Annotated in this window: 15 protein-coding genes, 1 other RNA gene and 1 pseudogene; 6 read left to right on the forward strand and 11 right to left on the reverse strand. The window is 71.8% G+C overall.

The genetic code is table 11. From position 1 onward, the window contains the following. Positions 1-10: 10 nt before the first annotated feature. Together ALI22I_RS25155 and ALI22I_RS25160 are read right to left on the reverse strand one after the other, a co-directional pair. The gene (locus ALI22I_RS25155) at positions 11-484 is read right to left on the reverse strand and encodes a hypothetical protein (protein ID WP_179118356.1); all 474 of its coding nucleotides are present in this window, start codon (positions 482-484) and stop codon (positions 11-13) included. A 3-nt stretch (positions 485-487) separates the two neighbouring features. Then, on the reverse strand, positions 488-766 hold the full coding sequence (locus ALI22I_RS25160) for a hypothetical protein (protein WP_077008017.1): 279 nt from the start codon (positions 764-766) through the stop codon (positions 488-490). 383 nt (positions 767-1,149) lie between these two features. Here ALI22I_RS25160 and ALI22I_RS25165 point away from each other — a divergent pair, with 383 nt between their 5' ends. Then, positions 1,150-1,494, forward strand: coding sequence for a hypothetical protein (locus ALI22I_RS25165; RefSeq protein ID WP_077008018.1), 345 nt, complete (start codon positions 1,150-1,152; stop codon positions 1,492-1,494). A gap of 122 nt (positions 1,495-1,616) precedes the next feature. Here ALI22I_RS25165 and ALI22I_RS25170 read toward each other — a convergent pair. Continuing rightward, positions 1,617-1,835 (reverse strand): annotated as a pseudogene (locus tag ALI22I_RS25170) (DUF6345 domain-containing protein); the annotation flags it as partial. Between the two features lie 126 nt (positions 1,836-1,961). Continuing rightward, positions 1,962-2,360, reverse strand: an RNA gene (gene rnpB, locus ALI22I_RS25175) — RNase P RNA component class A. A gap of 220 nt (positions 2,361-2,580) precedes the next feature. Between rnpB and ALI22I_RS25180 the strand changes: the two genes are divergently transcribed. Beyond that, entirely contained in the window at positions 2,581-3,138 is a 558-nt protein-coding gene (locus ALI22I_RS25180) for an NAD(P)H-dependent oxidoreductase (RefSeq protein WP_077008020.1), read from the forward strand. On the opposite strand, the gene ALI22I_RS25185 is transcribed toward ALI22I_RS25180, so the two are convergent. The 6 genes from ALI22I_RS25185 to ALI22I_RS25210 all read right to left on the reverse strand — a co-directional run bounded on the left by ALI22I_RS25185 (position 3,135) and on the right by ALI22I_RS25210 (position 8,756). Next, positions 3,135-4,244: a bifunctional RNase H/acid phosphatase gene (locus ALI22I_RS25185; RefSeq protein WP_077008021.1), complete on the reverse strand. Its 1,110-nt coding sequence runs from the start codon at positions 4,242-4,244 to the stop codon at positions 3,135-3,137. The two genes, ALI22I_RS25180 and ALI22I_RS25185, sit on opposite strands and share 4 nt — an antisense overlap. Then, a complete protein-coding gene (locus ALI22I_RS25190) occupies positions 4,241-4,978 on the reverse strand; it encodes a zinc ribbon domain-containing protein (RefSeq protein WP_077008022.1) in 738 nt (245 codons plus the stop codon). Before ALI22I_RS25190 ends, ALI22I_RS25185 begins: the two co-directional genes overlap by 4 nt. Next, positions 4,975-5,853 (reverse strand): Nif3-like dinuclear metal center hexameric protein, encoded by an 879-nt coding sequence (locus ALI22I_RS25195; RefSeq protein WP_238598562.1) that lies wholly within the window; start codon positions 5,851-5,853, stop codon positions 4,975-4,977. Before ALI22I_RS25195 ends, ALI22I_RS25190 begins: the two co-directional genes overlap by 4 nt. Next, the gene (gene cobC / locus ALI22I_RS25200) at positions 5,850-6,893 is read right to left on the reverse strand and encodes an Rv2231c family pyridoxal phosphate-dependent protein CobC (protein ID WP_077008023.1); all 1,044 of its coding nucleotides are present in this window, start codon (positions 6,891-6,893) and stop codon (positions 5,850-5,852) included. The genes ALI22I_RS25195 and cobC overlap by 4 nt, the downstream gene beginning before the upstream one ends. A 10-nt stretch (positions 6,894-6,903) precedes the next feature. Then, positions 6,904-7,935 carry a polyprenyl synthetase family protein gene (locus ALI22I_RS25205; protein WP_238598563.1) on the reverse strand — a complete coding sequence of 344 codons (1,032 nt, stop codon included), beginning with the start codon at positions 7,933-7,935 and terminating at the stop codon, positions 6,904-6,906. A 347-nt stretch (positions 7,936-8,282) separates the two neighbouring features. Continuing rightward, the gene (locus ALI22I_RS25210; protein ID WP_077008024.1) at positions 8,283-8,756 is read right to left on the reverse strand and encodes a hypothetical protein; all 474 of its coding nucleotides are present in this window, start codon (positions 8,754-8,756) and stop codon (positions 8,283-8,285) included. A gap of 108 nt (positions 8,757-8,864) precedes the next feature. Here ALI22I_RS25210 and ALI22I_RS25215 point away from each other — a divergent pair, with 108 nt between their 5' ends. The 4 genes from ALI22I_RS25215 to ALI22I_RS25230 all read left to right on the forward strand — a co-directional run bounded on the left by ALI22I_RS25215 (position 8,865) and on the right by ALI22I_RS25230 (position 11,720). Next, positions 8,865-9,320, forward strand: coding sequence for a low molecular weight protein-tyrosine-phosphatase (locus ALI22I_RS25215; protein WP_077008291.1), 456 nt, complete (start codon positions 8,865-8,867; stop codon positions 9,318-9,320). Positions 9,321-9,480: 160 nt separating this feature from the next. Further along, entirely contained in the window at positions 9,481-10,335 is an 855-nt protein-coding gene (locus ALI22I_RS25220) for a fructosamine kinase family protein (protein ID WP_077008025.1), read from the forward strand. Positions 10,336-10,339: 4 nt separating this feature from the next. Next, positions 10,340-10,903, forward strand: a complete 564-nt coding sequence (locus ALI22I_RS25225) for a DUF1349 domain-containing protein (RefSeq protein ID WP_077008026.1) — start codon at positions 10,340-10,342, stop codon at positions 10,901-10,903. Positions 10,904-10,919: 16 nt separating this feature from the next. Continuing rightward, positions 10,920-11,720: an SURF1 family cytochrome oxidase biogenesis protein gene (locus ALI22I_RS25230; protein ID WP_077008027.1), complete on the forward strand. Its 801-nt coding sequence runs from the start codon at positions 10,920-10,922 to the stop codon at positions 11,718-11,720. Here the strand turns inward: ALI22I_RS25230 and ALI22I_RS25235 are convergent. After that, positions 11,662-12,630 (reverse strand): cobalamin biosynthesis protein, encoded by a 969-nt coding sequence (locus ALI22I_RS25235; RefSeq protein ID WP_077008028.1) that lies wholly within the window; start codon positions 12,628-12,630, stop codon positions 11,662-11,664. The two genes, ALI22I_RS25230 and ALI22I_RS25235, sit on opposite strands and share 59 nt — an antisense overlap. Between the last annotated feature and the right edge of the window lie 48 nt (positions 12,631-12,678).

Here is a 12,678-nt window from a genome sequence, read left to right on the forward strand (position 1 = left end):
TCGGTCACGGTCACGCCGGCGTCCGAACACCGCGCACCTCCTTCTGACGGCGGTCTTGCTGCCTGCGGTGCTGGGACGGGGTGGCGGCGCTCGCGCGCTTCGCCCTCTTCTTAGGACGTTTGCGGGGGCGCTGGTGGTTGACCCGGATCCGCGCGGCGCTGGCCGCGCCACCCCGACCCGATGTCGTCTCGCGCGGCGAGGTCAGCTCGCGCACCCACATCGTCATGACCGACGACAGCGGGCGCTCGTGGCTGATCCGCGAACAGATGAACCTGGTCAGGGCGATCGTGATCACGAAGCCCCAGCCGGTGTTGATGAAGTCGAAGCCGAAGCCGACCTGGCGCTGGACAGCGGTGACCAACAGGAACACCACGATGCCGACACCCCACGCGACGTAGCGCGCCCGCCACGGGAAGGTCGCCTTGGGCGGGCCGAGCCAGACGGCGTCGACCCGGTAGACCTCGTCGTCAGTGCGTACCCGCAAGGGTCACCCGCCGGTGAACAGGCCCGCGATCCACGAGCCGATGTTGGCACCCGCGTTCGTGGTCACGGCCAGTCCGATGATCGCCAACGCGATGATGACGCCGCCGAGGCGTCGCATGACCCCGGCGTTGTCCCCCTTGCCGCCGCCCAGCCAGAGCAGCAGGAGGGCGACTGTGAGCAAGAGGAGGGGAACCAGGTTGTCGAGGATCCACTGGCGCACCCCACCTGTGCCCAGGGCGGGCGGCTGCTGCTGGGCGAGTGTTACCAGGGTCATGGCGGTCATCTCGTACTCCTGAGTACGCAGGACTTCGCCGGGCGAGCCGAGGGGTGCCCGTCCGGTTGGTGCGCTATCGAGTAGAACACGTCTTGGTCACCAGGTGTGTCGGCCGGCTAGCCATGGGTAGATCAATAACCATTCCCCTGCGAGTCGATTACGTCTAATCTGGCCACAGACATCATGGTTGGGGCGGAGCCGGTGGAGAACCGACCTCCTCGGATTCTCCCGATTGCCGAGATAGTTCACCCGACTGCGAACCCCCTGGTCACGCACCGTGTGCACGACCTCCAGCTCTCTGTCCGCCCGCCATTCCGACTAACCCATCCGGCCGAGCGGCAGGCACCCGAATGGTCCGCACACCGGAATGACGACGCCGAGGAGGCTCGCCGATGACCCAGCCGCCCGAGGCCGTGCCCGATCCAGCCGCCGGAGTGAACGAAATCACCGTCTCCGTGGCCGTCTCGGGCAGTGATCAGGTTACCGGGCAGGACCGGCAAACCGGGCGGCGGGTGCAGCGGACGGTCAACTTCGACCAGGACGTGCTGGAGCGGGCACGGGCGGCGGCCACCTACCTGGCGGCGTACGAGGCGGAAGCCGACGTGCGCAGCCTGGCCGACATCGTCAACCCCGCCGTGGCGGCCTACGTGGCCGAACTCGAACGCCGCTACAACGGCGGCGAAGCCTTCCGCCCCGTCCTCCGCATGCCCCCCGGCCGCCCCTCCCGCCGCACCTGAACGCAGAACTCACCCGCTCCGAACGCAGGACCCCGAGTTCAACGCTCAGGACGGGTGCGGAAGCACGGAAGGGGTCCCTTGCCACCCCCCAGGCGCGGAAGGGACCCCTTTGGCGTGACGGGTCAGCTGGAGCCGGAGATCCGCCAGAAGCCGCCGGTCGGCAGGGTGTCCGGGCCGACCGGGCCCTTGTTCCAGAAGTAGTCGTCGAAGTTGGCCTGCCAGCCGCTGCCGATCGAGCCCGTGGTCGCCCACCGCACCGACGCGGGCTGGGTGTCGATCGACGCCTGCGCCCACGCGTCACGGACCTTGATACCGCGAACCACTCGAACGGCCTCACTTGTGTAACGCCGTTGGCGCGCAAGGGATGTACAGGCGGACCAGTAGGTCGACGGCCGTCACGGTGGGCCGGGTGAATCCCGGGGCAGGCGAATTCCAAGCCGGGCGAATCCCGGCCGGGCGAATCAGGGCGGATGAGTCGGCATGTAAGCCGGATTCTGTTCCCGGGCGCCTCGCGGCGGTCCCGTTCGGCGGCCATCCATCTCGGCCTGCCGTTGCCGACAGGCTCTTGCGGCCTACCCGCAGGCATCGGGCGGGCAGCCCTCGAACGCCTGCGCAGGTGCCCTGGGGCACCCTCTTGGCCTTGCTCCGGGTGGGGTTTACCTAGCCGTTCCCGTCACCGGGAACGCTGGTGGTCTCTTACACCACCGTTTCACCCTTACCCCGGCTCGCGCCGAGGCGGTCTGTTCTCTGTGGCACTGTCCCGAGGGTCGCCCCTGGTTGCCGTTGGCAACCACCCTGCCCTGTGGAGTCCGGACTTTCCTCGGCGACGGACGTGAATCCGTCGACGCGGCCGCCCTGCCGACTCATCCGCGCCACCAGGATACCGACGTGTTCCCAGGCTGTGGAACCAGGTGGGGGAAACCTTGTCGTGATGTGGACTTGCTGCTCTACTCGAAACCATGGCAGGAATCGGGGGACTCACCCGCCGTCGGCACGTGGACTTCGGTCGCACCGCCGCCGCGATCTGTCACGGCTGACACTTTCACCTCGTACTCCGAGCCTTTTCCCGAAAGGTGTCAGCGATCCATGTCGTCCATTCTGCTGATTTCCGGCGGCCCCTCCCCGACCGCCCGGACCGGTGTCGTCGTCTCGCACGTCGACGGGCTGCTGCGCGAGGCCGGTTACGGCGTCCGGACCCTGCACGTCCGCCAACTGCCGACGTTGCCGCTGCTCACCGAGGACCTGCGGGACCCGGAGATCGGTGACGCGGTCGCGGCCGTACTGCGCGCGGACGGCATCGTCGTGGCCAGCCCGGTCTACCGCGCGGCCTACAGCGGGCTCGTGAAAGCGCTGTTGGACATGTTGCCGAAGAAGGCATTGCGCGGCCGGGTGATCCTGCCCCTGGCCACCGGCGGCAGCCAGGGATTCCTCGTCGCGATGGACTACGCGCTGAACCCGCTGCTCGCGGGCAAAGGCGCGGATTCGGTACTCCGCGGTGAATTCGTGCTCGACTCGGACATCGACGGCGGGACCATCGCGCCGAAAGCCGCCGAAGCGATTCGCGGCGCGGTGGACCGGTTCACGCCGGCCGTCGAGGAGGCCCGGTTCCGGCGTGAGCGGACCCGGCTGCGGCCCGCCGGCTAGCCGAGGTGCGAGGTGTCGTTGATCAGCCGCACGGAGGCGTGGCCGTCGGGGTAGAACTCGACCACCGACAGCGACGCGAGGTCGAGGTGCAGCCGGAACAGCAGTGACGGGCCGACGTCCAGGGCCATCCGCAGCAGCGACTTGATCGGCGTGACGTGGCTGACCACGACGACGTTCGCGCCGCCGAAGCGGGAGACGATGGCGTTGCGCGCCCGCCGCACCCGGTGGTGCACCTGGTCGAAGCTCTCACCGCCCGGCGCGGGCACGGACGGGTCGCCGAGCCACCGCCGGTGCACGTCGGGGTCCCGTTCGGCGGCCTCGGTGAAGGTCAGCCCCTCCCACGCGCCGAAATCGGTCTCGATCAGGTCGTCGTTCGACGAGAGTTCGGCGCCGGTGGCCGCCGCGACCGCACGCGCCGTCTCCTGGGTCCGCCCCAACGGCGAGGACACCACGGCGGTCAGGCCCTCGATCTTGGCCAGCCGGCGTGCCGCAGCCTCGGCCTGTCCCCGTCCGGCCTCGGTCAACGGCGGGTTGCCGCGCCCGGAGTACTTGCGACCGACCGACAGCGCGGTCTGCCCGTGCCGCAGCAGGTAGAGCCGGGTCGGTTCGCCGACCGCGCCCGTCCACGACGTGGGTGACGTGGTCGCCGCGTCCGGCTGCTGCGGCTCCGGCCGCGCCGGCTTGTCCTTGTCCGCCCTTTCCACGCCCGCCTGGTCGTCCATCGCCTGGTTCGCCAGCCGGTCCGCGCGCTGGTTGCGCTCGCGCGGGATCCACTCGTAGCTCACCCGGTCGAACGCCCGCGCCAGCTCACGGGCCTGCGCGACGAGCGGCTGCATCGACGGGTGCTTGACCTTCCACCGGCCGGACATCTGCTCGACCACCAGCTTGGAGTCCATCCGCACGTCCACGACGGACGCGCCGACCTCCGCCGCCGCACGCAGCCCGGCGAGCAGCCCCTGGTACTCGGCGACGTTGTTGGTGGCGATGCCGATGCCGCCGAAGCGCTCGGCCAGCACCCCACCGGACGCGTCGAGCACCACGGCCCCGTACCCGGCCGGGCCGGGGTTGCCGCGTGAGCCGCCGTCGGCCTCGACGACGACCTTCACAGACCCGATTCCCCGGTGCGCACCATGATCGCGTCGCACTCCTCGCACTGGACGACCTCGTCCGCCGGCGAGTCCTTGACCTGGGCGAACGCGTGGCGGTCCAGCTCGATCCGGCACGCGCCGCAGCGCCGCGACTGGAGCAGTGCCGCGCCGATGCCCTTGTGCGTGCGCACCCGGTCGTACAGCGCCAGCAGCGGCACCGGGAACTGGGTGACCATGAGCTTGCGGTCGGCGGTGCGCTTGGTCTCGGTCGACTCCAGGTCGGCCAGCGCGCTGTCCCGGCGACGTGCCGCGTCGGACAGCGCCTCCTGAGCCTTGTCCAGCGAGACCCGGGCGTGCTGGATGTCGGCCTCGACGGCCTCGCGGCGTTCCATCAGCTCCAGCAGGTCGTCCTCCAGCGCGGCGCGGCGGCGGCCGAGGGTGGCCAGCTCGTGCTCCAGGTCGGTGAGCTGCTTGGCGCCCACGGAGCCCGCCTGCAGCAGCTTGCGGTCGCGCTCCTCGCGGGCGCGGACCTGGTCGATCTCGGTCTCCTGTCGCTTGACCTCGCGGTTGAGGTCGCCCAGGGTCGTCTCGATCGTGGTCAGCGCGTCCTGCTTGGCGCGGAACTGCTTCTCCGCCTCGGCGATCTCCGCGATCTCGGGCAGCGTGCGGCGCCGATGGGTGACGCGCGACAGTTCGGCGTCGACCTTCGCGAGGTCGAGCAGCCTGCGCTGCACGGCGGGATCGGCTTTCACTGGGATGATCCTCCTGTTCGGCTCGTCACGCCGACGGTCCACGGGTCGGTCCGGCGGGTCGAGACGAGGACTTCGACCGTACCGCCGAACGTGGTGCGCACGACGTGCGCCGCCTGCGCGCACCACGGCCATTCACTGGCCCAGTGCGCCACGTCGACCAGCGCCGGACCGCCCGCGGCCAGGTGCTCGCCCGCCGGGTGGTGGCGCAGGTCCGCGGTGACGTAGGCGTCCACGCCGGCGCGGGTCGCGGCGGACAGGTAGCTGTCGCCCGCGCCACCGCACACCGCGACCCGCTGGACGGGCCGGTCCGGGTCGCCGGCCGCGCGCACGCCCCACGCCGTCTCGGGCAGGGCGTCGGCGACGCGCCGGGCGAATTCGCGCAGCGGTTCGGGCCGGTCCAGCTCGCCGATCCGGCCGGTGCCGGTGTACGACGGCAGTTCGACGGTCTCCGGGCTGCCGGCGTCCGGTTCGTACGCGGGCACGAGCGGGCCGGTGACCCGCAGGCCGAGGGCCTCGGCCAGGGCGTCCGAGACGCCGGGGTTGGCCACGTCGGCGTTGGTGTGGGCGGTGTAGAGCGCGACGCCCGACCGGATGAGCCGGTGGACCAGCGCGCCCTTCGGGTCGTCGGCGGGCACGCCGGTGACGCCGCGCAGCATCAGCGGGTGGTGCGCCACCAGCAGTTGCGCACCGACCTCCAGTGCTTCGTCCACTGTGGACTCGACCGGGTCGACGCAGAACAGCACCTTGGACACCGGTTCGGCGCGGTCGCCGCAGACGAGGCCGACGGCGTCCCAGGACTCCGCGGTCGCGGGCGGGTAGGCGGCCTCCAGGGCGGCCAGCACGTCGCCCAGCGTGGTCGACGGAACCCCGGTCACCGGTCCTCCAACACGACTCGCAGCGCGTCCACCAGCACAGCGAACTCCTCCGGCGCGCGGACCGCGACCCGCAGGTGGTCGGCGGTCAGGCCGGGGAACGTGTCGCCCCGCCGCACCGCGATCCCCTTGTCCCGCAACGCCTGCCGCACCCGTTCACCCTCCGGCACGCGCAGCAGCACGAACGGCGCGTCCGGCGGCACGACCACCAGATCACCCAACCGTGCGACGGCGAGCGAGGTGTGTTCGCGCGCCTCCCAGGCGAACGCCTCGGCCTCCGTCACGGCCGACGGCTCGCAGCACGCCGTGACGGCCTCCAGCACCAGGCTGCTCACCGGCCACTGCGGACGGGGCAGCGCCAGCCGGGCCAGCAGCTCCGGCGCGCCGAGCAGGTAGCCGGCGCGCAGACCCGCCAGGCCCCACGTCTTGGTCAGGCTGCGCAGCACCAGCAGTCCGGGCACGTCGGCGCGTCCGGCCAGCGACTCCGGCTCGCCGGGGATGGCGTCGGCGAACGCCTCGTCCACCACCAGCACCCGGCCGGGCCGGCTCAGCGAGGCGACGACCTCCGCCGGGTGCAGCACGGACGTCGGGTTGGTCGGGTTGCCCAGCACCACCAGGTCGGCCTCGTCGGGCACCAGGTCGGGCCGCAGCGTGTAGCCGTTCTCGGGCCACAGCTGCACCCGCTGCACGGGCACGCCCGCGTCCCGCAGCGCGACCTCGGGCTCGGTGAACGACGGGTGCACCACGGCGGCCAGGCACGGGTGCAGGTTCGGCAGCAGCGCGAAGCCCTCCGCGGCGCCGTTGAGCACCAGGACCTCGTCGGCGGAACGGCCGTGCCTGGACGCGACGGCCTCGCGGGCGCGTTCGTCGGCGGCGGCGGCCGGGTAGGAGCCGAGGTGGTCCATCGCGGCGACCAGCCGGTCGCGCAGCCACGTGGGCGGCGCGGGCATCCGCACGTTCACCGCGAAGTCCGCGAGTCCGGGCGCGGCGTCGACGTCCCCGTGGTGGCGCAGCAGCGCCCGGCCCGAATCCTGGCTGGTCATCGCCGCGAGTCTAGGCGATCTGCGACGCAGCCCAGTCCAGGTAGGCCCCCGGCAGCTCGCGCAGGATGCCCAGCGCCTCCGGCTCGGGCAGGTCCGGCAGCGCGCGCACCGCCTGCGAGGCCAACGACGTGCAGTGGGCCAGCGTGTCGGCGACCATGCTGGTCTGCCGCAGCTCCGCCAGCAGCCCGGTCACCTCCGCGTCGGACAGCTCGCGGCCGCGTTCGGCCAGGAGCGTGCGCTGGTTCTCGGTCAACACCCGGAGCAGCGGGAACGTGTAGACGCCCTGGCGGATGTCGTTGCCGACCGGCTTGCCCAGCCGCTGCGCGGTGGACGCCAGGTCCAGCAGGTCGTCCAGGATCTGGAACATCAGCCCGAACAGCGCGCCGAAGCGGGCCATGGCGGTCGTGGTCGGCTCGTCCGCGTCGGCGCAGTGCGCGGCCAGCACGCAGCCGACCTCGAACAGCGCGCCGGTCTTCAGCTCGACGGACCGCAGCGCGTTGTCCGGGGTGCGGCGCACGTCGTAGAGGTCCATGACCTCCAGCACCTGGCCCTCGACCAGGTCGGTCACCGTCCGGGCGAGCCTGCTCGCGGCGAACGGCGAGATGTGCTCCAGCGCGGCCTGGTTGGCGCGGGCCAGCATGCTCGTGTTGACCGGGACGGCTCCGACCAGCACGGCCGGGCCGGGGCCCCAGTCGGCGTTGACCGTGCGCACGCCGCGGCGTTCCTCGGCGTTGTCCATCAGGTCGTCGTGCACGAGCGAGCCCGCGTGCAGCAGTTCGACGCACGCCGCGGCGGTGACGGCCTTGGCGCTGATGGTGCCCGACACGGCCAGCGAGCCGGACAGGACCAGCACCGAGCGCAGCCGCTTGCCGCCGGCCGCGGTGATGCGGCCGGAGAAGGTGTTCACGACCGGCAGTGACGACGACGTCGCCAGGGCCCGGATCTCGTCCTCGACCTTCGGCAGCGCACGGGCGAGCGACGGCATGGTCGGCATGGTCGACTGCCCCGGATTCGACGACTTCGACGACTTCACAGTGGACACCCGGCGATCGTCTCCCGCCACACCTGAGAGCCCGCTGAGATCGCGCCGGAGCCGCACCGGGATCGCCGCCGACCGCCTACACCATGGAACTGGCCATCGCGAAGAACACGATGACGAAGCTCACCACCAGGTGCGCGAGTGAGGGCAGCTCACACCGGCCCACCCGGCACAACGACGGCTCGTTCACCGGTCGCCCACCTTCCCTGGCCGCCACGGCCGGACGCGCCCCGACGCCACCCGCTCCGAATAGGACGGACGAACCCGGCGCACGACACATGTGCGAGTCATTCACATTCCTTCCCGACACATTCCCCACTGCATTGTCGTCGGAATTCCAGGCCTGTTCGTTACCCGTTCTCACGCTTGCGCAGACTCTCCTCCGCGGCGGACAGCAGTCGGGCCCGGTCCTGCCTGGCCCGCCGCCTCCGGTCCCGCTCACGCACCCAGGCCAGCACGTCGTCGGCCCCCAGGCCGACCGCCTCCCGGTAGAACTCGTCCTCGAACCACCACCACGCCCGAATACCGTGCCGGGCAATGCGCACGGGCTGTTCCCGACGCGACACGTCCAGTGACGGGAAATCCGGGACCAGCGCCGGCGGGCACCCCGTGCCGACGAAGAAATGCCTTTTCCGGAACAGGAAACCCCGGTCGGTGAAGAATCCGGCGTTCGGGTCGGGCGCCAGCCCACCGGGCGAGGTCACGGGGCGGGGCCGGGCGAACGCGGGTGTCTCGGGCCACGTGCGGCGGCGCAGCGCCATCGCCGCCGCGGCGGCCACCAGGACCCCGAGCAGCACGACGACACCGACCACGACCCCGGACATCCGAACTCCCCACGAGCGCCGGTCGATTCGATGGTCGGGCCCGTGGTGCGCCGCCGTCCAGCGCCCTCACCCGGAGCGCCCAACCTGGCAGACTCACCTGCCGTGACGCTGACCGTCTCGTTCATCTGCACCGGCAACATCTGCCGTTCCCCCGTAGCCGCGATCATATTCCGCGAACACCTCCGCCGCGCCGGACTGGGTGATCTTGTGGAGGTGACCAGCGCGGGCACCGGCGGCTGGCACGTCGGCGACCCGGCCGACCCGCGCGCGGCGAAGTCGCTGGCCGACAACGGCTACCCGACCGAACACACCGCCGCCCAGGTCGACAAGAACCACCTCGACGCCGACCTGCTGGTCGCGCTGGACTCCGGACACGCCCGTGAACTGCGGCGGATGGTCTCCGATCCGGAGCGGGTGAGGCTGCTGCGCTCGTTCGACCCGGACGCCGACGGCGTGGACGTGCCCGATCCGTACTACGGCGACAAGCCCGGCTTCGACCGCGTGGTCGAGATGGTCGAGGCCGCCGTCCCGGGCCTGCTGGCGTGGGTCCGCGAACGGCTGTGACGCCGGCGTGCCGAGCGGCGCGGGCTTCGACACACCGCCTGGCAGGGCTCCGCGGAGGTCCCCGCCAAGGGGACCCCTGCTTTGATCCTGCCAGGTAGGACCGACAATTCGGGGCGGCCGGGCCTCGCCTGTGGACAAGTGCGCCGGCGGGTCGTGGGCTGTGGACAAGGGTGGAGCGGTGGTGACGGCGGCGGAGGCGGCGGCTGAGTTGACCGGGGTGGCGGCGGTCGGGGTCAGGCAGGTCGGGGGGTCGGTCTACGAGGTGGATCTGGCCGACGGTGACCTGGTGGTCGTCAAGCGGCACGACGATCCGAACGCGGTGCTCGCGGAGGCGGCGTCGTTGGAGTGGCTGGCCGAGCCGGACGGGCCGCCGGTTCCTCAAGTGCGCGGCCACGGCGGGCAGTGGCTGGTGATGGACCAGGTCGAACGCGGTCACTCCTCGCCGGGGGCCGCTGAGGAGTTCGGGCGGCGGCTCGCCGCACTCCACGCGACCGGCGCGCCCGCGTTCGGTGCTCCCCCACCGGACGGGCCGGCCGACGCCGCCATCGGCCTCGCGCCCATGCGCAACGTCCCGTCCACGACCTGGGCGGACTGGTTCAAAGAACACCGCATCGCCTACTACGCCCGGCTGGCCGTCGACGCGGGCGCGTTGACGAGCGCCGAAGCCGAAGTCATCGAAAAGGTGCGGGTGGAGGCCCCCGACGAGCCACCGGCCCGGCTCCACGGCGACTTGTGGAACGGCAACGTGCACTGGGCCGCCGACGGCCGCGCGTGGCTCATCGACCCCGCTGCCCACGGTGGCCACCGGGAGAGCGATCTGGCCATGCTCGCCCTCTTCGGCTGCCCCCACCTGGACCGCATCCTGGGCGCCTACGACGAGGTCGCCCCGCTGGCCGGCGGCTGGCGCGAACGAATCCCGCTGCACCAGCTGTTCCCGGTGCTCGTGCACGCCGCCCTGTTCGGCCGCGGCTACGCCCAACAGGCCTTGTCCACGGCACGTTCGCTGCCAAGATGACCCGATGGGGATCACGGCGTTCGACCGCGACGACTGGCAGTGGCTCAACGAGCCTGCCTCCTGGAGTAACCAGGACGGGCTGACCCTCACCAGCGACCCGGACACCGACTTCTGGCGCACCACCCACTACGGCTACACCCGTGACTCCGGGCACGTCCTCGGCGTGCCCGTGACCGGCGACTTCACCATCGTCACCTCGTTCACCGCCGACTACGCCGCCCAGTACGACCAGGCCGGCATCGCGCTGTGGATCGACGACCGGAATTGGATCAAGGCGGGCGTCGAACTCGTGGACGGCGAGTTCCAGGTCAGCACGGTCGTGACGCGTGAGTTCTCGGACTGGTCGGTGGTGCCCGGCGGGCCGGTGCAGCGTGTGACGATGTCGGCGGTGCGGGAAGGCGACGCGGTGACCATCACCTACGGCGTCGGCGACGCCGAGCCGACGACCATGCTGCGGCTCGCGTACTTCCCGCCCGAGGTGGAGGCGCTGGTGGGCGTGATGGCGGCGGCGCCGACGGGTCCCGGTTTCGCCGCGCGTTTCGGCCGGGTGCGGGTCACAACGGCCTAGGGCTTACCGTGGTCGTGTGCGGTTGAAGTTCCTGTTGCAGCCCGGCTGGCTGGCGTTGACGCTGACGGTCTGGGTGTTCGCGGGCGCCTGCTTCACGCTGCTCGCGCCGTGGCAGTTCAGCCGCGACGCGGAACGCGAGGCGCAGAACAACGCGGTCACCTCGTCCGTCCGCACCGACCCGGTACCCGTCACCACGCTGCTCGACCGGCCCAACGCCGACGTCGAGTGGCGGCGCGTCACGCTCACCGGCCGCTACCTGCCCGAGGGCCAGGCGGTGGCACGGCTGCGGACCGTGCAGGGTGAGGCGGCGTTCGAGGTGCTGACCCCGTTCCAGCTGGACAACGGCACCGTCGTGCTGGTCGACCGGGGTTACGTGCGGCCGGTCAACGGCATCAAGGTGCCCGAGCTGAAGCCCGTGCCGACCGACCAGGTGAGCCTTACCGCGCTGGTACGCCGGGACGAGTCGGACACGCGTGACGCGTTCCAGGAAGACCGGCACCGTCAGGTCTACTCGGTGAACTCCGCCGTGGTCGGGCGCGCCGCGGGCCTGGACATCCGGCCGGGGTACTTCCAGCTCACCGAGGGCCAGCCCGGCGTCGAAGCGGAACTGCCGCTGCCCAAGCTCGACGCGGGACCGTTCTTCTCCTACGCGTTGCAGTGGATCGCGTTCGGCGCGATGGCGCTGGGCGGCTGGCTGTACTTCACCGTCCGCGAGATCCGCCCCGGCGGCGCGCTGCACGAGCCGAACGAGAACAAGGTCAAGCGGAAGTCCGTCGCCGAAATGCTCGCCGAAGACGAGGCCGCACCAGCGCGCTGACCGCGCTCACAGCCGCCGCCGACGCGCCGACCACCCGGGACAGCTCCACCGCGCGCGTCACGTGACCCGCGTCCGGGTTGCGGCCGTGCCCGAGCACCGGCCGGTCCTCCGCGCCGTGCGCGTACACCGTGCGGCCGCCCAGCCGGACCTCCAACGCCCCCGCGAACGCCGCCTCGACCTGGCCGGCGTTGGGGCTGGGGTGCGCCGCCGCGTCCCGCCGCCACGTCCGCCACGCCTCACCCGCGGACCCGCCGACGACCGGCGCGCCCGCCACCGTGAGCAGTGCGGCCAGCCGCGACGGCAGCAGGTTCGCCACGTCGTCCAGCCGGGCCGCGGCCCAGCCGAACCGGCGGTAGCGCTCGTTGCGGTGGCCGACCATGGCATCCAGGGTGTTCGCCGCCCGGTAGCCGAGCAGACCCGGCACTCCCGCGACCGCGCCCCAGAACAGCGGGGCCACCACGGCGTCGGACGTGTTCTCCGCCACGGATTCGACGGTCGCCTTCGCCAGGGCCAGCGTGTCCAGCCGCTGAGGCTCACGCCCGCACAGGTTGGGCAAACGATTGCGCGCCGCGTCGAGGTCGCCGCCGTCCAGCTCACGGCCCATCGCGGTGCCCTCGTCGGCCAACGACGACCCGCCGAGCACGATCCACGTCGCGGCGGCCGTGGTCAGGGCCTGCACCACCGGGCTGCGCTTGCCGAGCCGTTCCGCCGCGACACCGGCGACGACCGTGCCGCCGACCAGCACGACGGTGTGCACGACACCGCCCACCTGGTGATCGCGGTACAGCTTGCGCTCCAACGCCGCCGCCGCACGTCCGAATCCCGCCACCGGGTGATACCTCTTGGGGTCGCCGAACACCGCATCAGCGGCCACGCCCAGCACCAACCCCACCGCGCGCCCCAGACTCACACTGGCACGGTAGCCCGCACGTGTCAGACCGCAGCATTAGGGTGGCCC

It is taken from the genome of Saccharothrix sp. ALI-22-I (assembly GCF_001984175.1).
In the GTDB taxonomy this organism is placed as follows: Bacteria; Actinomycetota; Actinomycetes; order Mycobacteriales; family Pseudonocardiaceae; genus Actinosynnema.

Bases quoted from the DNA above. Each gene is read 5' to 3' on its own strand.
- ALI22I_RS25160 (WP_077008017.1), bottom strand. From the start codon at position 766: ATGACCGCCATGACCCTGGTAACACTCGCCCAGCAGCAGCCGCCCGCC.
- ALI22I_RS25165 (WP_077008018.1), top strand. From the start codon at position 1,150: ATGACCCAGCCGCCCGAGGCCGTGCCCGATCCAGCCGCCGGAGTGAAC.
- ALI22I_RS25180 (WP_077008020.1), top strand. From the start codon at position 2,581: ATGTCGTCCATTCTGCTGATTTCCGGCGGCCCCTCCCCGACCGCCCGG.
- cobC (WP_077008023.1), bottom strand. From the start codon at position 6,893: ATGACCAGCCAGGATTCGGGCCGGGCGCTGCTGCGCCACCACGGGGAC.
- ALI22I_RS25210 (WP_077008024.1), bottom strand. From the start codon at position 8,756: ATGTCCGGGGTCGTGGTCGGTGTCGTCGTGCTGCTCGGGGTCCTGGTG.
- ALI22I_RS25225 (WP_077008026.1), top strand. From the start codon at position 10,340: ATGGGGATCACGGCGTTCGACCGCGACGACTGGCAGTGGCTCAACGAG.